The organism is Sphingomonas sp. ID0503 (genome assembly GCF_048565625.1).
Lineage (GTDB): Bacteria > Pseudomonadota > Alphaproteobacteria > Sphingomonadales > Sphingomonadaceae > JBLZUR01.
In genome coordinates this window covers 534,871-556,516 of sequence record NZ_JBLZUR010000002.1, presented here as the reverse complement: position 1 = coordinate 556,516, position 21,646 = coordinate 534,871, and the positions used below count along the sequence as shown (strand labels likewise).

6 protein-coding genes are annotated in these 21,646 nt (G+C 61.5%); 1 reads left to right on the top strand and 5 read right to left on the bottom strand.

The features are described from left to right. Positions 1-37: 37 nt before the first annotated feature. On the top strand, positions 38-2,740 hold the full coding sequence (locus ACM608_RS03640) for a conjugal transfer protein TraG N-terminal domain-containing protein (RefSeq protein WP_141459452.1): 2,703 nt from the start codon (positions 38-40) through the stop codon (positions 2,738-2,740). 9 nt (positions 2,741-2,749) lie between these two features. Here the strand turns inward: ACM608_RS03640 and ACM608_RS03635 are convergent, their stop codons facing one another. From ACM608_RS03635 to ACM608_RS03615, 5 genes are all read right to left on the bottom strand, one after another. After that, positions 2,750-2,977 carry a hypothetical protein gene (locus ACM608_RS03635; protein ID WP_141459454.1) on the bottom strand — a complete coding sequence of 76 codons (228 nt, stop codon included), beginning with the start codon at positions 2,975-2,977 and terminating at the stop codon, positions 2,750-2,752. Between the two features lie 99 nt (positions 2,978-3,076). Next, positions 3,077-5,773, bottom strand: a complete 2,697-nt coding sequence (locus tag ACM608_RS03630; protein ID WP_181443427.1) for a DEAD/DEAH box helicase — start codon at positions 5,771-5,773, stop codon at positions 3,077-3,079. Then, positions 5,751-12,968: a sacsin N-terminal ATP-binding-like domain-containing protein gene (locus ACM608_RS03625; RefSeq protein WP_419681893.1), complete on the bottom strand. Its 7,218-nt coding sequence runs from the start codon at positions 12,966-12,968 to the stop codon at positions 5,751-5,753. Before ACM608_RS03625 ends, ACM608_RS03630 begins: the two co-directional genes overlap by 23 nt. Positions 12,969-13,085: 117 nt before the next feature. Further along, positions 13,086-15,260, bottom strand: coding sequence for a UvrD-helicase domain-containing protein (locus ACM608_RS03620; protein WP_419681891.1), 2,175 nt, complete (start codon positions 15,258-15,260; stop codon positions 13,086-13,088). Continuing rightward, a complete protein-coding gene (locus tag ACM608_RS03615) occupies positions 15,257-21,646 on the bottom strand; it encodes a DEAD/DEAH box helicase (protein ID WP_419681889.1) in 6,390 nt (2,129 codons plus the stop codon). The genes ACM608_RS03620 and ACM608_RS03615 overlap by 4 nt, the downstream gene beginning before the upstream one ends.

The following is a 21,646-nucleotide window of genomic DNA, read 5'->3' as shown; positions in this document are numbered from 1 at the left end:
CCTTTCAGCGCGCCGGGAACGGCGGGAGCCCAGCAGCATGGTCGAAATTTTCACGGTTGGCGGCGGCGATTACCTGGTCAATGTCTTTCAGGCGGTCGCCGCCTGGACGGGAAATGGTGGCTACAAGAGTCTCCTCCAGGTCGTCCTGGTCATGGGCCTTGGCCTGTCCGCCCTCACGCTCGCCTTCAATCAGGACTGGCGCGCCTGGATCAACTGGTTCCTAGGCGCAACGCTGATCTACTCATGCCTGATGGTGCCGCGGCTCGACGTGCATGTGACCGATCGACTCAACCCCGGCCTCGCCCCTACCAATGTCAGCAACGTGCCGCTGGGTCTTGCGCTGATGGCGAGCTTCACCAGCCAAGTCGGCGATTATCTGACCGGATCGGCGGAGGTGGTGTTCGGGCTTCCGGGCGATCTCAACTACTCGAAGAACGGCATGATCTACGGCGCGCGGCTTTACGATGCGACGCGTAGCTTGCGCATCTCCGACCCCGAATTTGCCGCCAATCTCGACGAGCATTTCCGCCAATGCGTCTTCTACGACGTGCTGCTTGGCCGCTATTCAATGAAGCAGCTCGCCGAAACGGGCGACATTTGGGCAACGATCGCGCCGGGCAGCCAGGCTCGGGCACAGCGCTTCCTGACCCGCGATGCGACGTCCGGCCAGGTGACCTCGGCCATCGTGACCTGCCGGGAAGCCTATGACACGCTGAACGCCCAGTGGGCGGGCCTCGTCGACGATATGGGAACCGTTTTCGGCCGCCAGCTCTATCCCAACCAGACGGCGGCGCTCGCCAAGGCCAAGCTGTTCGCAGACCTGCCTGTGGCCTATCAATATCTGAGCGGCGTCTCGGCCAACGCGACCGAAATCTTCAAGCAGACCCTGACAATCAACGCGATGAGCCAGGCCATGCATTCGATGGCCGGCGGCAGCGGTGCCTCCAGTGTCGACGTCTATTCCCAGACGCGGGCGGACATCCAGACCGAGCGCACCTACAGTTCGATCGCCAGCAACGCGATGAAGTGGGTGCCGCTCCTGAACATCGTCCTGACGGTGCTGTTCTACGCGCTCTTCCCGGTCCTCTTCCCGCTGTTCCTGCTGCCCAAGACCGGCCCGGTCGCCCTCAAGGGTTATATCACCGGCTTCTTCTATCTCGCTGCCTGGGGGCCGCTCTTTGTGATCCTGCACATGATATTGATGTACAAGGGCGCCACCGACATGGCAGCGGTCGCCGGAACGAATGGCCTCAGTCTTGCGAGTTTCACCGGCATGGCCGACGTCAACAGCGATATCGGATTGCTGGCAGGCTACCTCATAGCCTCCGTGCCCTTTCTCGCCGGCGGGGTCGCCAAGGGCGCGATGGCCATTTCGCACCACGCGACAAGCTATCTCAATCCCAGCCAGAATGCAGCCGAGGAAGCCGCGCGCGAGGCCAGCACCGGCAATGTCTCGCTGGGCAACAAAAGCTTCGAGAATTCGAGCGTGCTGACCCGCCAGTTCGCGCAAGGGACCATTGCGCCCAGCTTCACGTATGGCGCGGCCCAAACCCGGACGTTCAGCGACACCGGCTCGATGACGACCAGTTTCTCCGAAGCCAGCTACGATCAGCTGCCGAATTCGAGCTATCCGTTCACGCCCAGCCTCGGGCAGGAGTTCACCTCGCGCCTGTCGACGATGGCATCGCAGGCCCGCTCCAACAGCGAGAGCTATGCCAACATCGCCACGGAATCGACCACCAGCGCCGTCACGAAATTCCGCGAACTCCGCAGTCAGTTCAGTCGCGGATCGGCTTTCGAAAGCGCCACTGGAACGTCCAACTCCGACAGCATCCAGACCGCCTTCAACGAGGTCGATCAGGCATCGACCAACCTGCAGCGGCAGTTCGGCCTTTCGCGACGGGCAGCCGACGACATTTCGACCGCATGGTTTCTCGGTGGCGAAGCCGGCGCCAGCGCTGGAGTTACAAACGGGGTGGCATCAGCCAATGTCGGTTTGAAGGGTGGTGGCACGCGCACTTGGACCGACAGCGATATCGGCATCGCATCGGAGGATCGCTCGCGAATCTTCGGCAGCCTCGCGCAGATGTCCGACAGCCGGAACTGGTCGAGCACGCGCGATGGGTTCATTCGCACCGTAAGCACGTCATCGAGTTCCTCGATCTCATCGACTGCGAGCGGGATGAACGCTTCGCTTACCGAGGCGCAGAGCTACAGCCGCGAAGCTCGGCGGGCAGAGGAGCTGGCAAACCGCCTCGAAAGCCAGGCATCGTTCTTCGAAGGCAACAGTGCCGCAGGCAGCCTCAATCTGTCACAAGCCTACCGCGAATGGGGTTTGGTCGAGATCGAGCGCAATCGCGACTTCTATGGCAATGTGCGGTTTGACGATCTGGCGTTCCAGCTCAGTCCGGAAGGCCAGGCGCTGCAAGGCAAGTTCATCGAGAGCTATGCCGATCAACTCCGTGACGGGATCGAGGACCGGCTCGTCCTGTCTGCGGGCCAGCCAATCTCGCGCCCTACGGTCGCTGGTCCGGGATCAGTGCGCGGCCGCGCCCAAATCGGCGGAGGAGGTCCAGGAAATGTGCCGCAGGTGGATTCCGGCGATCTTCACGACGAGGTTCGGCGAGCTCAAGCGGCCGGTCGTCAGAGGATCCGCGGATCCAGAGGGCGTCTGGATGCCGCTACCAAAGGCGCGCAGGGTGCGAGCGCGGAGTCGGCGGATGAGGTGAAAGAATGGTGATAAATGAGATCACCAAAGTCCGGTTGATGCACCAGCCAAATACGCGAAACCTGCGGCAATCACGAGCAAAACCGTGATCGTCAGCTTCCGCCCCCACGGATCGGCCCAGGACTTTTTGATCCGATATTCCATCAGGCGATTGTCACGGATCGCCTGATCGATTTCGGACAGGCCCTCCCACTTCGGGGCGCGATGCTCGGCAGTTTCGATGTCGAACTTGGTCATGATCGCATTCATCTCGCTTCTCCTTAGAACATAGCAGAAACAAGGGCTCAAGCCAGAAAAACATGCCCCACGGGAGACGCGCAGCCTTTCCTCAGAACTCGGAGAGGACGGTCATGTACCGGCTTCTTGATCCGGCAGAAGCATGACCTCACTACGGATGCCGGGCCGGGTCATCATGTCGGCGATAGCCGGCAAGCTTGCCGACATTGCAGAAAGGAGATTCTTCTCCAGTGTCTTCAGTTGCTCGCCGTTCACGGAAGGCGGCTTGAGATTGTCTGCTCGTCCCAATGTGTTGAGCATCTGCAGAACCTCCCAATCCCGCAGGACATGGGTCTGGCCTTCCTGATCGCGCCATGCCCCCAGCACAATCCTGGTAACCGAATGGTCCTGGCCGGTGACCTGGTCCTCGACCGAAGCAATGAGCAAGGGAGCGGGTAATCGCAGGCAGATCGCCAACGTGCTTTGCAGGCCCTCTCCTTCCTTCAAAGCGCGATCGAAAAGCGTGTGCCCCACCCCCACAAGACGCGTCGGGCCTTCCCGATTGCCCAGGCGGGCGTTGCGATCGAACAGCAGGCCTTTGTACCGATCCTGCATCGCGTAATCTTCATCCACCCATTTCTCAGGCGTCAGGACATCCAGCCCGTCGTCCCTCCGGAACACGCGCCGGCCTTGGGATTCCATCATCATCGCAAAGAAGCGCTCGAGATCGGGAAGATCGACCAGCGGGAGGTTTCGTCCAACTTGGGCAAAATCGAAGCGGGTCACGTTCCCGAGCATCGTCTTGACCTTGTCGACCAGATCTTCTCCGCCAATGGTGGCAGATTCCCGGTCGAACCACTGGCCAAGGCTTTCGCGCGATTGCGTCTGCCCAGCCGCAAAAATCTTCTCGAATGCGCTCGGGCCGGTCATGCCGATGACGAGCTGACTGATGTCTTCTCGTTCGTCCATGGCCTCGTCGAGGGTGCGCTGAATCCGCTCGAGCTTGGCATTCAATAGATCCCAAATTCGCGCCTCGACCGTATCCGGGTTCCTCAGGATGAAGACCTGAACCGGCCTCGTCTGACCATAGCGGGACAGCCGGCCAACGCGTTGGTGCAGGCGCATCGGATTCCAAGGCATGTCGACATGGATGAGAGTCGCACAGCGCTCTTGAAGGTCGATACCTTCGCCGGCCGCTTCAGTTGAAACAAGAAAACGGATGGTGCCCTGGTTAAACGCTTCTGCTGCCGCCTCGCGCGACCAACTCTTTGGCCCCCGCGACCCGTCCGCCTTGTTGATTTCCTCCAAGCGCTCATCGCCATTGATGAATGCACAGCAACCGTGACCAAAACGCGCGTGCAAGGCATCGACGACCAGAGCCTGGGTGGCCTTGTATTCGGTGAAGAGGAGTACGGGTTCGTCAGCAGGCAATTCGCGGTCGATGAGATCGACCAGACGTCCGATCTTGCGCTCTTGCTGAATGGGTTCGGCCAACTCGAGCAGTTCATCAAGCCTCGCAATCTCGCCTTCCATCAGTTCGGCGAGCATTTTGCTCCATGCTTCTTCGTCGGCTCGGGCACGATCGTCCAATGTCTCGTCCTCGTCTCCCTCCATTATGGTCGGAAACGGTGCGCGTGCCTGCTCGGCAACATCGGCCAGCTTCGCCCGGCGCTTGGTCAGAGCACTGCGAATGGCCGCAATGGAACTGGCGGCCAGCTTTTGCAGCGCAATCAGCAACAGCATCCGCGCTGACTGCGCCCGGCCATCGAGGGTCGATGCATAGGCTCGCCCATCAATGATGAAGCTGCTCAGCGTTTCATAAAAGGCGCTTTCCTCCGGGCTGAAGGCGTATTCTCGCGTCTCGACCGTGACCGGCGTGAAGAGGCGGTTCCCTTTGAGGTCGGTGACCGTCGCCTTGTTATTGCGGATCATGACTTCGGGAAGCTTAGTCAACTGCTCGTCGATGTCATGTTCGGGTCCGAACTGGTCCGGATCAAGCAGGCTGAGCAGGGAAAGAAAGCCGAAGTCCTTTCCGCGGTGCGGCGTGCCGGTGAACAGAAGCAGAGAACGGATTTTGTGCCGCTCCTCGAGCGCGCGCAGAAGCTGGAAAGAAAGCGTCTCTCCCGTCCGTTCATCGGCGTGGAGGTGGTGCGCCTCGTCAACCACGACCGCATCCCACGGGTCAGCGGAGAGGAACCGACTGCCTTCGGATCGGCCGTCTGCAACTTCCCGGCGAAGTGTGTGGACGGATGCGACCACCATGTTCGCCGTATCCCAAAAATCCACGGTCGGCGTATCAACCGAGCGGTCGTAGACCTGCAGGCGGATATCGAACATCTGACGCAAACGCTTTTGCCATTGGGGCACCAATTTGGCAGGCGCCAGCACCAGCAGGCGACGGATTTGCGCCCGAGCCACCAAAGGCATGAGCACCAGGCCAGCTTCTATGGTTTTGCCCAACCCCACATCGTCGGCCACCAGCCATCGGAAAGGGAATGTCCGGTTGACCTTGTGACAGACCCAGAGCTGATGCGGGAGCAGCTGGACGCGCGATCTTGAGAACACCCCCCACTGATCGTTCACCGAGCGTATCGCCATCGCGCTTGCGCGCATCAAAGTTTCCGCACTTTCATCGAAGGTACGGGTCGTCAGTGCCTGATCGAGCGAGCGAGCGAGCGTGAGTTCCGTGCGCAGAACCTGCTGGATCGCTGCGCCAAAACGCGCAACAACGAATTCGCCGGCATCTGCGATCACCTGACCCACGCCGTGACGTGGGTGGTTCACCCTTGTATCGGCGGCCAGTGCTTCAGGCATCTTCATCGTCGGCATCGTCCCAATCGTTGTCCGGTCGCCATTCCTCGACATCCGCATCGTAGAGGATCGAGGCGAGGTCATCGCGGTGCTTGGCCAGTGTGATTATGTGCAATGGCAGATCACCGTCGCCATCGAATTGAGCGTCGTCGCCGATAAGACGCTCAACTGCCCCATGCAGGGCGCGTCCCTCGTCAATGCCGCGCTCGAACTGGCCCAGGCCGAGCGTATATGCGAGACGACGGACGCGTTCCGCCGTGCTCCAGCCATACGGCATGATCCGTTCGACCTGCGCCTGCGAATAGATACCCTTGCGGGCCAATTCGCGCACGAGCCAGTTCGCGCCGATGCCGAGCGATCGTGCCAGAGGCGCTGCTTCAATGCTCATGCGAGCGGCAACTTGAGAGAAGGCCGGTCGCAAGTGTCCGCGTAGGCTTACCTCGCCCTCCTGGGCTACGACGGCAGGCAATTTCAGGAAGAGCCTCTGGTAGCTTTCGAGATGCCTCGCGATCATGCACAGGTCAGGAAGGCATCGGCGCCACATCAGGTAGCCTTCATCCGCATCCGGATCGCTCCAGGCGCGTAGGCGCTCAACGAAAGGTCTCAGTTCCTTGTCACACGGATCGATTGTCGCGAGTTCGTGCCACCAGCCATCCTGGATCGCTTTGGCAACAAACTGCCGGGACTGAGCTGGCTTAATCCTCCCCAGCGTCTGGAACGTTGCGAGCGAGAGCATGGTAAACCAGGCGGGCTTATCCCCGTCAGCCAGGGCTGCCGAGGAAAAGTCTTCAGGATACACCGCGCGATCATAGGCATCGCGAAGTTCGCTGCGATTGTCCCGCCACCATTGCGCAATACCCGAGAGCGCCAGCTCAGCATCAGGTTGCCAGGGGCTGTTCGGATCGGTCGGTATTGGAGTGATGCCGAAGGAATACCCTAGCTTTGCGAGCAGCCGATTTTTCTCGTCCTGCTGCAGTCCGGCCAGCAAAGGTGAATTCGCCAGTTCATTCACACTGGGGAGCCACTTTGCGGCGCTCGCCAGCTGAGCAACGGTCCGATCATCCGCACCGACCAGGTAGCGAATAAAGCCTTGTTGACGCGCGGCACTGTCACCGGCGCTCTCTGCCCATTTCTCCCAAACATTCGGGCTATGACCTGCCTGCTCACGCGCAAAGGCGGCGAGTTCGAAGCCAGCGCCCGCATAGCTCGCTGCGAGGCGTCCTGAGGACGGGGCGAAGGCCGCGCGTTGTTGTTCATCGCTATTGCCCTGTGGAAACGCCAGCAGCCGGATTGACTGCCAACTGCCGTCCTCTGCAAGCCAGAGCCGCTCGCGGAAGAACTTGCGCAGTTCAAAATCTTCCTCTCCGGTCATCGCGAGCGTGACTGCCTCGTCACGCAGACAGGCAAGCGCATCCGCCAGGCCGGAATCTATTCCTTCGTCTCCTGCAAACGTCTCGGCCAATTTGACCGCGTCCAAGGGTTGCCCCGAAGGCAACCCCACAGCTCTCAGCAATTGTCCCGTTTCCTCGGTAACGATTGCCTTCTCGAGCTCTTCTTGGGCTAACAAATCCGAGATAGAGCTTTGGGCATCGCGAGCGGCAAGCCCTCCCGAAAAGCGCCACTTCACATCGGCTGCCCGCGCCGAACCGCCAAAGGCCAATGGCACTAGCGGTCGCTCCGCCAATAGTCGTGCCAGCCCTTGTCCGGACTTGTGCAGCGACTGTTCGGACCCCTGACTTACCAAGTCTCGGGCAAAGAGTGGCACAAGCCTTCGCCAGAAATCGTCGAACCCTTCCGGATCCAGGCCTGTAGCACGCGCGAAGCTTGCCCAGTCCGCGAGGCAATAGTCATAGAAAGCAATGAGCCGCGGCCCGAGAGCAAGGCCGAGCCGGGCAAATCGGCTATCCTTTTCGTCAGCCGTACCGGACAATTGCGTGCGACCGGGATCAACGGGAAAGCGGCCTTCCAACAACCAGGCGCCGCGACGGCGCTCGCCCACGAGCGGAACCAGATGCCAGAACTGCGGCACATCCTCGGGAAAGGCATGGGGTCCGCTGCGTCCGAACGGCAGAAACAGGCGGAACTCATTCCCCAAATCAAACCGCAAAACATAGCGGGCGCCGTCGAGGGTAAGCCAGCCTACTCCTTCGATCAGCGGATGTTCCTCGTGCCGGAACGCCTGCTCGTTTTTTCCGTCCACCAATTCGATGGCGGCATCCCGGCCAAGTGCCGTCAGATACGGCGCAGCCTCGCGAAATGCGTCCCAGGCCTCAAGGGCTTCCCGAGACCGATCCGGTGCCACTGGAATTTCAATGAGGGTCGCTTTGCGCCCCCTATCATGAAATGAGGACACGGCTCGGCTACCGGCTTCCCAGTCGGCAGGGATCATCCCGCCCAAGATGCGGATAGCGATTCCGCCGCTGGCGAGCAGGATCTCGTCAGCCAGCATGTGCACTGTCTTGAACCCAAGGCCGAAGCGGCCAGTTACCGCATCCCCTTCCTTGGCAGAATGGTTGATGGCCAGCATATTCGAGAGGTCGCGGCGGTGCCCTTCTTCTTCTGCCTTGAGTGGGTGACTCCCGGGCTGATTGATCGGCCGCCCCCAATGGATCACCCGCAAACAGGCAAGCACCTCATTGGAATCGTAGATGGCTTCGACGCGGAAGCGCCCGTCCCCGTGCCACTGCGCCTGGGCATCGACGGCGTTCTGGTATAGCTCGAACAACACTCGATGTGGGGCATAGCCCATCTCGTCGATCTTCTGGCGGGTGGCTTCGAGGAGCTCCCTCGCTCCCTTGTCCGACTGCGCGGCTGCCCAAAGTGCGTTGCGGGCCTTGTCCCGGTCGCGGGGCGCATCGCGATGATAGTCATTCACTGCTGCGCGCATCACAGGTCCGGTCTTAATGCCGGCGAGGCGATCGTGGAGTACCTCCTGCAATTCCACGCAGGTATCGGCGAGTGTGCGTTGATCGCTGGCAAAATAGCTGGCCAGCAGTTCGGACAGTGTCGCCTTGTGACGCTCGAAACCCAGCATCAGAGCAATGGCCAGCTTCCGGACAAACTGATCCAATAATTGCCGTGCCTCGGCCTCATCGCATGGTGAAACCGGTCCGATCACGAGATCAAAGACGTGCCGATAGCCCGCTTCGTCGCGTTCAAGTCCTCGGTAGATACAATCCAGCAGCAGGGTATCGTCTTTTCCCGACAGGGGGACGGTGCAATCCGAGCCAGCCGCTGATCGCACAGTGACCTGCCCGTGTTCCGGCAACTCCACTGCGAAGCGCAATTCGGCAAGGCGCTCCAGATTGGCGTTGGCCATGCCGCGCTGTTCGTCGGCCAACGCATCGAGATCGTCGCAAATGCGGTGGAAGGAGCGTTGACCTTCCCACTTGCTGGCGAGAGCCTGAATTTGCTCGTCCCTGCCGAGCATGGCCAGCGCCAGCAGGATGCCGTCATGCACGTCATACTGGCTGAGCGGCGAGAAAGCGCGTTCGATACTGCTCAGCCAGTCCGAAGCGACCGGTACAACTGTTCGGCTGGATGGCGCCGCTTGATCATCGCGCTGCTCCAGCTTGTCTGCATAATCGCGCGCCAACAGCGATGATGGCTCGATTCCGGCTGCACTCAAAGCGAGGCTATCTGCCCGGCCGAAACCACCCGCTTCGTTCGGAACAAGCAGATCGGCGGGAAGATAGCTGGACCCATTCGTCAAAGCCGTCAGATTTCGGCCAAATGCTGCAAGGTAGAGTCGCCGTGCCGCTTCAGCATTTGTGCCGAGCCCGCTCAGGCCGGCCACCGCATTCAACTGAGCAACGATGCCCGTCCGAGGGGGCGCATTTAGAACTTCGGCCATTCCTGCAACGACCGCTTCCATCGCCCCGTCGCGCAAGGCTGCAGAGATCAAAGGCCACGCTTCCGCATTGAGCTCTGCATTCGAGCTCGCCAACTTCGTCAACTCGTCAAGATGCTCCACGACATCGAGGCACAAACCGGTTGCACCGTGGTCGGCTGCAAGCTGGGAGGCCAAGAGAAATGACTGGGACCGATCCGGTTGAAGGCGCCCTAGGTGGCGCTGCACATTCCCGTCGCGCAGGCAGCCGGGAAGCGTACTGGCAAATAAAAGTCCGCCTTGGTCGAGAACCAGGTTCTCAAGGGCACGTCCCGCATCCAGGGGCAGGTCGAGAACCTTGGTTGGTGTCCATGCATTGCCATCCGCAGCGATCCATGCGGTCTGACGAAGCGCTTCTAACAGATCATCAGGCAGGTGCTCTATTCCGCCCAATCCCGCAGCAATTTCCGAGGTGAAGCGTTCAGGGTTTGGCGCGGCCAATGCCGTGCGGATCGCCGCTTCAGGCCCCCAACGCGCGACAAGCCTGTTCTGAACCGCCGCTGCTGGCGGATCTCCCCATAGCTCGACCAGACGCGTAAAAGGCAAGAGCGCGGGTGCGACATCCGAAGTGCGACCGCGGAACAGGTCTGTGGCTGGAAGCAGACTTTCGCACCCATCGGATCGGTGCAAAGGCAGCGCTTTCAGAACATCGTCATCGATACCCGCGTTGAGCAATGCGATGGCTTTGGCATCGTCGAGGATCGGCAAGGTACCGGCGCGCTGTGCATCCAGCAACCAAGCACCCAAATTGGTGACATCGACACGGTGCAGGCCAATCCGATCGCGAAGAGCCTTTTTCAATTCTGCCGCCGTCACCGAGGACACGAGACGTTCCTCTCTACCCTGCAGCAGCACTTGCACCAGATCGTCGAGAATCCCGCCGAGATCATCCAGCTCGATCAGCCCAACATGCGATGGCAAGGTGGGATCGCGTACAACAAGCTGGCGCAATTCGTCGCGAGGCGCATCTGCACCGAGCAGCTCCGCGAGCTCCCCACACTTGCCAGGATCCCCGAAACTTTCGGCCTGCCTCAAGACGGCCAAGAGGCATTCCGCCTTCTTTGCCGAAGCCAGGTCCCCAAGACCGCCATCCTTCAACCCGACTCGGTAGATTTCGGGCGCCGCGATCGCACCGGCGAGCACGAGGAGCTCCCGATTCGGTGCCGCATCGAACAGAAAGCCTTTACGCCTCAGACCCGCGATGGCGCCCAGAGATAACCGAACGTCCGCTTCGTCTTGCATCAACCGCGCGGGGATAACCTGCAAATCGCTACCCCGGCGATCCGCCGCCAATGCATCGAGCGAGGGGCCGTTGCGCAACAAATGCGATATCAGTGCCGAAGCTTCCTGCGCTACGCTCCCTCGAGCTGAAAGGAAGGGCTCCGCGACCGCCAATAATTCGATCGTCTCATTCAGCCCCAGCTGCCGGGACATCGCCCCGCCCTGCTCCGCCCATGTTGCCTTGACCGGAATGCTACTTCCCACTGCAGCCAGCGCCCGAACAAGCTCCCGATTTTCTACGCTGGTAGGAAGGACAAGGAGGCGATCCTGCGGCAGGCGCCGAACCAGCGGTTTAAGCTTCTCGGCACTGGCAAAACTTTGCTCGACCATGGCGATGGCGCTGCGGTAAGTTTCAGCCAGCGCCGCCCGTGCTGCTTCGCCGGGCTGCGCCACATCGAGCACCGCCGACAGCGTTTCGGCCACTTGTCCTTTCTGAAAAGCAGAGGGACCGGCAAGGCGCACCAACTCGGCGAGCTGCGCGTCCGGCCAGCGCGGATCGGCATCAGCCAGCACGGTACCAAAAGCCAGGACGATCCCATTGTCGCGGCACCAGTCTTCAAGTCCTGGAAAAGCGGCCTTGAGGCGGGCCAGCGACGTCGCATCGCCCCTCACTATTGGCCGCAAAGATGCGCTGGAACAAACTTGCCAGCTCTCCGTCTTCTCACCGGGCCAACACCGGGCCATGCCCCTGCCCTGGCAGACATCGACGCGGTTCTCGTCCCACCAAGCAGTGCTTCGGAGCGCGCGGACCAGCGCATGACGATCTGGCTCGGCAGGCATACCCGGAAGTGAATCTGCCAGCGCGTCGAGCATCAGCGGCAAACTGGCCTCCCGGCGCAGCGCTTCGTTCCAATCGCTCTCGATGTGATCGTCGCTACGCAGCTTCCGACGGTCGCTGGAAACGAAAAAATAGCCGTGGATCAGCACGTCAATGTCATGCGTTCCATGACTGAGCGGCGTGTTCAGTACGGGCTGGCCAAGCGGTAGATAGACCGTGTCGCGGACACGCAGGACCGCTTCACCCTCTTTGGCCGACGAGCGGCAGACAAGGACTGCTCCGTGAGGGTTGGCTTTGGGCGGGATTAGCTTGCGATGGATGTCGAAGACCTTGTCCCATCCATCCTGGTCAAGCAGCCTGGCGGCCTTGCCGCCGGGCATCCATTGCTGCCGCCCATTGAACTCGAGCGCAAATCCGGCACCATCGATCTGTCCGGCAATAATCGGATCGCCCTGATCAATTCCGGGTCCGGATAGTCGGCGGGCTCCCTTTCCGAGCGAAAGCCGGCGTCCCTCCCCCACAGTTGGCCTGACCTCAATGGATTGCAGGCTACGAAGACAGGAAAGTGCCGCGGGAAGCTCCGCACCTTGCAATATGTCTGCAATAGCGCTGTCGGGTTCCCAATTTCGGTCAGAAAGACAAAGATCATACCCTGGCCGCAATTTCGCTGTCCGCAGCGGGAGGAAAAGCGCCATACCCTTGCCAAGGCCGATTTCCGCGACTTTCTCGAGCAGCATTTCGGCGTCGGCAGTAGTCAGGGAAGGCCAGGCCGTGGCCGCAACGTCGGCCTCGCTTACCTTTTCCCACGGGTTCATGATCAGAAGGCGTGGACGTCCACCTTCGTCCTCGACCCTTCCCAGCGCGATAAAGGCATCGCAAAGGTGATAAACTGACTTTTGCCCGAGCCCAAAGCGTCCTACCGCAGCGCGCTCATCTGCCTTGCTGCCACCGCTGGCGCGAGTGATCCCGTCCATGTTCCGGGCGAAGACTTCCCCGTCGTTTGCCACAATCAGGCCAGGAGTTTGCAGCAACGGATTGCTCGCCTCCGGAAAGCCGTTGTGCCCGACGACAATCAAACGCTTCGCGCCGGCGTCTTCGGCGTTTTGGAGCAGTTCTTTAAAGATCGTGAAGCCAGAGGCGTAGCTCTCGCGTAGAATCTGCTGGAGCCGCTCGATATCGCTCTCCGCCGAGTGAACCAGTCCGCTCGATCTCACATCCATCTCGACCTGGTACGAGATTGATGCGTCAGATACGGTCACATTCACCCCGGTTCCCCCTATCAACCTTTGCGGCACAAACGTACTGAAAACTATTCATCATCGTGAAATAAAACTTCGGAAATTTTCGATGAATTGATCCGTTATCTACGTTTTACTGGCGCGCTAAGCTGACATCAATTTTGTTGGCTCGCCGGAAAAGGAGATGCGCAATACCCCTTTTGCGCGGGTCGCGGCCACATGGAGAAGCGAGCGGCTCTGGGCGATCACATCCTCCCGGTCCGCCGCATCGACGGCCGCCTTCAACGCGCCGGCGGGCGGGAAGGTCGACTCGGATAGGAACGGGATTGCCACAGCGAAGAACTCGAGCCCCTTCGCCCGGTGCATCGTAGTAATCCTGACCCCGGGGATGGAGCGATCATCGGCGGTGCCAGCCTGGAGGACCACGGTGTCGATACCCGCTGCTCTCAGCGATCCCTGAACTCGATCTATATCTGCCCTTCTGCTGCACAGAATTCCGATATCGGCAAGGCGGATGTCTTCCGGGGAAAGTGCTCGAACCCAGGAGACGAGGCCATCCAGTTCGTCAGATTCCGACCGGCACGTGACAAGCTGAGGCGCGGGCCCATGCATGAGGCTCACATAGCCGCGCAGCGTGTCTGTCCCCTCGTCAAGGTCGTCTACGCTCACCCCCTCAAGGATGGAGACTGCCCAGGCCCTGATCTCCTGGGTCGTCCTGTAGTTCAGTCGAAGCTGCCGGGATCGCCCGCGAACATTGATCCCGCAGGCAGACATGCTGGCCCGGCGTGCGTAGATGCGCTGGTGCGCGTCCCCGGCAATGAAAATAGAGTTCCGGTCCCCGGAGGGCGTTTCCGGCATGATCGCACGGATCAAGCGGAACGCCTGCTCTCCCATATCCTGCGCCTCGTCCACAATGACTGCCGCATAGGGAAGATTCGGCGCTTCCGCGCACAGGATGTCGGTCGCCTCGCGATAGGCATCGTCCGGTTCGGCCAGCCCCTCGCTGATCATCCGCGCCCGATAATCGGCGAACAGGTCCCAGAGGAGTGTCCGCTTGCGTCGGTCAAGCGGAGTGCCGCGGCCAGCACGGGACGCCTTTAGGTAGGCACGCTGATCGGTCAGGCCCTTTGCCTGAACGATCTGGGCCCACTCCGCCCTGACAAAGGCTTCCGACAGCCCTTCGGGCAACTCATGATCGTCGAATACCTCCCGCCAGATCTGATCGAGCCGGTCGCGCGCCTCACCGAAATACGCCACCTGCCGTTCGAAGCTTTTGCGCTTGAGGAATTGGGATACCCAGCGGTCGAGGTTAATCACCTCGATCCGAGGAGGACGGGCGTCGAGATGCCCTGGACAAAGCGTCCGAAGATTGGCCTCGATGTCCTGTGCGAGACTGGTCGTGAAAGTGGTAAGCAGGACCCGTTGGCCTGCACGGGTCGGATCATTCTCGATCTGGTCGGCGAGGTGCTTCGCCCGGTGCATGGCGACCACCGTCTTGCCGGTACCGGCACCGCCTCGCACCATAGCCGGGCCGTTGTAGTCTCGATAGGCAATCTTGCGCTGCTCCGGGTGCAGGAAGACCCGCCAACCCTCCAACCCTTCCTCAAATACGCGCCGCAGCTCAGCCTCTGAGTCGGGGATGAAGATGGTTTGGCGGCTCTCTTCTGTTTCGATGAGCCGGTCGAACGTCAGGTCCGCATCCGACTTTGCCGCCGCTAACTCCTGCTCCTCCCCAACTCCGGTCAGCGTACGGATCTCGTCATCGCTGAAACCGGCCGCAACCGCGTAAAGGACCTGATAGGTGAGCGGGTCGAACCGGTCCTCGTCTGCCTCGAGCGCTTCGATGGTTGTGACGAGCCGGACTGCTGGGATCTCCTCCTCCGCAACCCCGAGGGCATGGAGCCGCTTGTCGGAAACCTCGGCGAACAGACGCGGCTCCGACACTATCGGAGCGGCGACCGGTTCCACCGCCGCGTCGATCTCCCCGATCACCCGGATCCGATTGGTATCCGGATCAAGCTTGACTCGCCGACCTGCCGCCCAACGATAGGCCTTGTCGTGTTCGTTGACGTGAACGAACATGATGTCTCGCCCCACCTCGAAGGCGACCGCACGATACGCCTGGTCGACCCGGAGGGACTTTATCGAGCTGTCTTTTGCCCCCTCGACCGTCTCAAGGTTCAGCCCATTGCAGGACGGGTCGGACATGTAGCGGGTCATCATGTCCATGAACCGGATCGCCACCTTGTCTGGGAGCTTCCTTAGGCTCTTCATGCAGCCGATGTCATAGGAGACCCGCTTGGTAATCGTGTCTGTCATGATTGTGCCTCTTCAAGTGCTTGCAGAACCCGTGTGACGACCTCCCCGACCGGATTTGTGTCCGGTTCGAACAGGATCAGGTTCCAGCCAACGCCGTCATGGATTTCCTCCGCGACGGCGAGCCCGGCCGCAGACCAGCCGAACTCCATCATTCCAACGACCCGCCCCCCGGCTAGCAGGTCGTCCCCGAACCGATCCGGTGCAGGGGCCTCCGCAGCGATCAGCGCATCGATCAGGGGGTGGAAAGCCTCGTCGCAAAGGGCGCGCGCCTCCATCCAGGCCTCTGCCGCGCTATCAGGCGGATCCGATCGATCGGACATATCGGGCGGCGACAGGGTGTCGAGTCCGTCAAGTTCAACATGGAACCCACGGACCCCTTGGAACAGATTCACAAGCCGCCACAGACCGCGCCAGGTATCCGTGTAAACAGCCTTCGCCGCAGGCGCTGCGCCCGGGTCCGGTAGCACAGCCCGAAGAACGAGCCGCAGGTCTTTGTCGGATTGAAGCCATTCGCTTGGCGAGATCTTCTGACACGCCAAATAAAGATCGATCGCTCCAGCTCCGACATGCTCTGCGAGCTCTGGGGTCCGCAGGAACCCGCGCCCTTCCTCGGAGAGAGCAGCTGATCTGGGCAGTTGATCCAACGGCCTGCCCGTCGCCACGAGGGCCCGGACCAAGACAGACCTGGTTGGCGCATCCTCCTCGGCCTCCCCGTCGAGCAGGCGCCGGAGCGCTGCGAGAGCGGTTTCCGTTTGGAATCTCCGAACGGTGTCAGCAACGGATGCGAACCCTGGATGGGCCAGGACCCGTCCGAGACGCCCGATCCTCTCTGCGCCGAGCTCCGATTCTGTCAGCGGGTTGAGCAGGCCCCGATCTTCCGGGTCGAGGTCTCGCCACGAGAGGGTCCAGAGGCGCACCTCCCCGGACCGGATCATGGTGATCCGGTCAAGCAAATCCTGGGCGACGGTGCCCGCGTGGTATTCGAGTCCGTCCATCTCGATCACGACCGGGAGGTGCCCGGCGCGTCCGATCGGAGTGAGCAGGAAGTCAATCCGCTTCTTCGGGAGACCTCGAAACCGAGCGTCGATCTGGACCTGCGGTTCGATTGTCCAGAGGCGCGGCGCCTCTGTTCGCCCCGCCCGTAACACGAAGCCACGGCGCCCGCCGGCGAGCACCTGCGGAGTCAGGGCTCCGTCGCCGTAAAGTTCGGACAAGGCGCTGAGGAGCCTCTTCTCGAGCGCGCTCTCAACCAGTGCACCGCGCATCAACTCATCGATCCCGGTCTCGGTCCGGGTCAGGCTGTCCCATTTCTGAAGGATCGCCTCCATCAGCTGGCGCGCCCTGTCCCGATCCGGCTCCCCGGGTCCGAACTGTGACCGGTAAGGCTTAACACAGCGGAAGCACCCGTTCCGGTCCGTCTCCTGGTTACACGGACAGTCGCGTAGCGCTTCCGCTGCGCGCGTGATCACCGACCGCATCGTTTCCGGATGCTCGCCGATCTGGCGCAGATAGCCCGAACCGCCGGGAACAGAGTCGTAAAGATAGAGGCTGCGTACCGTGGTCATTCCGTCCAGCTGCGCCGCGAATACCGTGGACCTGATGTGGTCCACCTTCCCGGCGAAATGGCGCCGCATGCCGAGGTTGATCGCTGCAACGAAGCTTTTCAGATCGTCGTCATCTGCGTCTCCCACGACGGGGATTACGATCCGGATCGCCTCCGTATCGAACCCGCGCATCAGGAAAACATCTGTTTCCCACCGGTCCCGCGGCAGATCTGTCTCTCGCACGACGCGGCAGTTTGGCGGGTGCGTTCCGCGATCCTCTGGATCTCGTGGGGGTTTCTGCAGGCCGCCGCAGTGCCGGCAAATTCGGAACGGTTGCGCAGGTCGGCGATCGCCTGCGATTTTCGGCCCGGGAAGACTGGATTTCGGGCCGAAGTTGAAGTCGCGGAACGTGCAGTATGGAATGAATTCGAAGCCGAAGGGTGTTCCCGTATCGCGGCTGGTAAACCAGGACGTGGCGATATCCTCAGGATTGTGAAACGGCATCAGGACCCGGTCGAACTGCCGTTGGTCCCGTTGGTCCAAGTCACGGATGGCTGCTTTTTCCTCGCTATCAACCGAGATTACCGACTTGAGCCTCACGACCTCGTGCTGCGCCCCGGTGTCAGACCACATATCATCGCCGCACTTCGGGCAGGTGCGGCTCTCCGTCCCCTCAATCCTATGCGCGACGTGCGAACAGGATGGGCAGAAGGTCCAGGCGGTAAGGTCGTCCTTACCGATTTCGATTCGCTCTATCTGAACCTGGCGGCCGTTCGCATAGAAGAACTGGCCCGGCGCAAATTCAGAAAGCGCCGAGCTGGCCGGCCTGGAATACTCGAGATAAAGGAGGCCATCTTCGTCCCTGGCGGAGTCGTTGCGCCGGGACAGGATCGAGGTCAGCTTCACCCCCTCCTCGGGGAAGGCATAGTTTGGCAGTACGCCTTTGTCTGTCAGGAACTTGATGACCGGGACGTCGTCAATTCCACTTCTGATCAGCCGGTTGATCTCTGTCCGGTCCCGTGAGATCTCCTGCTCCCGCTTCTCGAACTCCTCTTCCGTCAGCTCGGCTCGACGCCGCCGCAACCGTTCCAGCTCGCGTGTTGCCTCCTCCCGCTTCTGCAGGAGATTCGCTCTCTCCTCCGCCGCCGCATCGAATGCGGTCCCGACCCGCCAACCGATCGACCGTGAGTCGGTGCCGGTCAAATAGGCCCTCACACGCTCGACGAGGTCAGCGCGCTCCTGCACCTCCGGGGGCAGGCCGGACAAGAAGACTTGGGCGAACTCAGCCCCGCGTACCCGCACGAGGTCTAGCCATTCTACCGGGAACCCCTCGGCCGCTCCGGCAGCGCGGCGCTTCAGGACATCCCGGACCTTCCCGTAATCTCCGCTCTCCGCAGAGGCGGATACGTAGGCATCGAGGGTGAACGCTGTCACCTGACGCAAAAGCACCTCTTCTGCAGCGAGGAACACACCCGGAGGACGTACCTGGCCGGCCAGCATCGGGGTCGGATCCTCCCAGAACTGGAGATCATGGGCGCGGGCGTTAGCGAGGACCAGATTCAGCGCATTACCGTCGCGGCGCCCGCTCCGACCCATTCGCTGGACATAGTTCGCTTCCTCCGGCGGGACGGAACTAAGGAGCAGGGTCGACAGGTCTCCGATGTCGATCCCCATCTCGAGCGTCGGGGTTGCCGAGATCAGGTTGGGGGCCCAACGGGCCTCCCCTTTTATGAAGCCGGATTCAACCCGCAACCGCTCATCCGCCTCGAGAATCCCGGTGTGCTCACGGGCCACGACCCGGTGATTTCGGTCGGAGGCGAGTGACCGGCGGAGAGCTGGCCGCGTCGGCACGGAAGCTGCCTCCAAATAACCGTCACATCCAATCCGGGCACAAGGAGCCCCCAGCGCGCTCTCTGCGTTCTCTGCGAGAGCGGTCTCGTGACGCCCGCATCGGCCGCAAACAAGCCCGAGAGTGGCGGTCGAGACGGTGACATGCTCTGGCTCGAGGAGCCACGCGTGACAGTTTTGCCCGTCCGGACCATTTACCCGTCGGACAAGGCCATCGGCTTCCAGCCGGTTCAGGACAATCGGATAGATCGTGTCCGGGTCAGTCCCGACCTGCAGATCGACTGGCCCCAGCGCACGGAAGAGCCAGTCTCGGTACCAGTTCGAGACGTGGTTACGGGTGATCCGCTCGAATCCTGGCGGACTGCCCTGAAGGGTGATCGGAGTAGGAGCTAGCCCTCTGCGATAGTTCGGCACTGGCAGAGTTCTGCTCTGGCCGAGCCCCATCTGGACCGCCGCACGGTACCAGTTCAGGCCACGCGCAGCTTGGCTTGTCGCCACCGCATTGACAACATAGGGGTGGCCGACGGCCCCCTGTTGACGCATCCGCTGCACGATTCCGGACAAGAACTGAGTGAGTACGTTCGGGTTAATCTGCGGCGCGCCCGGGAACGCGTTGCGGATTTCGTTCGCTAGGCGCTCGGCCGAGGACCGCAACAGGTCCACCGCGACGTCCGCGGCCGCCATTCCATTGACTTCGAGTGTGTGGCTGAAATGCGCCCGGTAGCTCAGATCGACAAAATACTCCCAGCCGAGGCGGAGTTGCATCTGCTCAAGGAAGACAGGGTCCGAAATCGAAATCCCGTCGCGGATCAGGTCCTGATACCTGCGGCGCCAAGTCTGCTCCTTGGCGATGAAGAGTGCGGTGAAATCGTCAGCCCCGAGTGCATCGAGATGTGCAGCAGGGACCTCCTCAATCACCTCCCGAAGGGTCATCTGCCCTGTCTCCGCGCCGGTCAACGCAGTAAACAGGGACTTCTGATAGACGGAGAGGGCGTTTCGCGTTTCCGCAATCGCGGCCCGATGCGCCGCGTCCTGAACCGAGTCCGAGAACATCAGGAAACGCGGCTTCGCTTCCGGTCGCTCTTCATTCTGCGCCGAGGTGTAGAGGGTTCCGGTGATCCCGGTCGTCAGTCGGGCGGCCCGCATTCCAAACAGGAGGAGCCCGCGGGCCTGACCGCAAGCGGGGCAAGTCCGATCTATCCGTCCCTGACCATCAGTCGGGCTGTACATCCAGACCGGGGATGCTGAACCTGGCTCGAGTCCCTCGTGGTCTGCGGGGGTGAAGTCGACCGACTCCGCATCGAGCAGCCCTTTGACGATCTGACTGCCCCCACCGCTCGCCTGTACCATGCGATCGATGGAGTCGTGATAAAAGAGACGGATCCGGTCGGCACCATTCTCGTCGAAGAACTCTTCGTAAAGCTGGTCTAGCGGGGCCCAGCAAGATTTCGACCCCGAGTTCAGGCGACCAACATGGGCCGTTGCGCCGCACCGGTTGCAGTTCACAACCGGGAGGGAACGACGGAGTGCCTGGCGGTCGAGGTCGAGTGCGTGGGACAGGTGCATAGTCGAACGTCGCCCGACCGCTTCAAGACGCGGCAGGTTCGTCACCATGCGGGACATCTCCCGGACCCAGATTTGGAGCCGGACGTTGAACAGAGGGCGCGGGTTGTCGACCGCTCCAGAGCGCGCCCAGGCGACCAAGGCGACCACCAGTTCGGCGAGGGCTCGGTGGTCCGCTGCCACCCAGTCCCGCAATACGCGCACTTGCGCGAGACCCGCTGTGATCGCGTCGAGCGACGCCGGCCCCGGATGCTCGGCGATGATCTTGAGCGCGCGCTGGCAAAGGTGGTGCTGAAGGAGCCGTTCTCCGAGCGCGATCCGCCAAGCAGAGTCGGCAGGGTTCCCGTCGCGAAGAACTGCGAAGTCCGGGTCGGCTTCGTCAGGGAAGAGGCAGTGAGCCAGCCGCTGAGCCGCGAACGGTTGATCGAGCTCCACCGCCTCCCGCAGGGCGGCGTGGATACCAACGGGATCAGGGCGATCGACATATTCGGGGTCGCCAAACACCTCGTTGGGCGTTTTCCGGGTTTCCCGGATAACAGCGTCTGCATCGAACGGCTCGCCGAAAATCGTCTCCGCGTAGCGCCGGAGCTCCGTTGCCGCCTCGTCCCCGGAACCCAGCGTCGCCGAGGAGCCAACGCAGACGAGGTGTCCTTCGGGGGTCCCAAGCCGATACTTGAGGCGCCGCAGGAGCAAGGCAAGGTCCGCCCCCTGCGCGCCGTCAAACGTGTGCATTTCGTCTACAACGAGAAATCTCAGGGTCTCGTGATCGTTGGCCTGCCACAACGGCTTGTCCCGCCCGCGCAGGAGGAGGTAGTCGAGCATCTTGTAGTTGGTGAGCAGAATATCCGGCGGGTTGCGCCGCATCGTCTCACGGTGGGTGATGATGCTGTCCGCCGTCACCTCGTGCGTCGCGTTCTTGGGTTCGGCGTCCGCGTAAATCCCTGCGCGCACCCCGTGCAGGGATGGGATCCCGGATAGCGCGGCCGCAATCCGGCGCGCCTGGTCGGTCGCCAGAGCGTTCATTGGATAGATCAGGATCGCCTTGATCCCCGGCTTTCCCTTATTTCGCCGGCAATGATCGAGGATCGGCCAGAGGTAGGACTCTGTCTTGCCCGATCCGGTCCCGGTCGCCACGAGGGTCGAGCGCATGCCCTCGCCACTTAGCCGCGCGAAGGCATCGATCTGGTGCTGGTAGGGGGCAAAACGCAGCGGGATTTCAGGGAATGGCTGCGCCCAGGCCCCATTCGCCGCCCCGTCAATTTGCCGGAACGGCATGTCGACCGAAATCCACGGGCCCTTGATGAAATTTGCGGGTTCTTCGAGGAACCGATCCACCATGCCCTCGAAGGCCCGGCTCGAACTGTTCAGGGTCGTGTGGACCAGTTCGCGCAGGCTCTCCTGGACATGGCGAGCAAGGAGGATCGGGTTCAT

Excerpts from the sequence above, each read along its gene's own strand:
- ACM608_RS03630 (WP_181443427.1), bottom strand. The coding sequence starts at position 5,773 with ATGCCGACGATGAAGATGCCTGAAGCACTGGCCGCCGATACAAGGGTG.
- ACM608_RS03640 (WP_141459452.1), top strand. The coding sequence starts at position 38 with ATGGTCGAAATTTTCACGGTTGGCGGCGGCGATTACCTGGTCAATGTC.
- ACM608_RS03620 (WP_419681891.1), bottom strand. The coding sequence starts at position 15,260 with ATGACAGACACGATTACCAAGCGGGTCTCCTATGACATCGGCTGCATG.
- ACM608_RS03635 (WP_141459454.1), bottom strand. The coding sequence starts at position 2,977 with ATGAATGCGATCATGACCAAGTTCGACATCGAAACTGCCGAGCATCGC.
- ACM608_RS03615 (WP_419681889.1), bottom strand. The coding sequence starts at position 21,646 with ATGAACCCGATCCTCCTTGCTCGCCATGTCCAGGAGAGCCTGCGCGAA.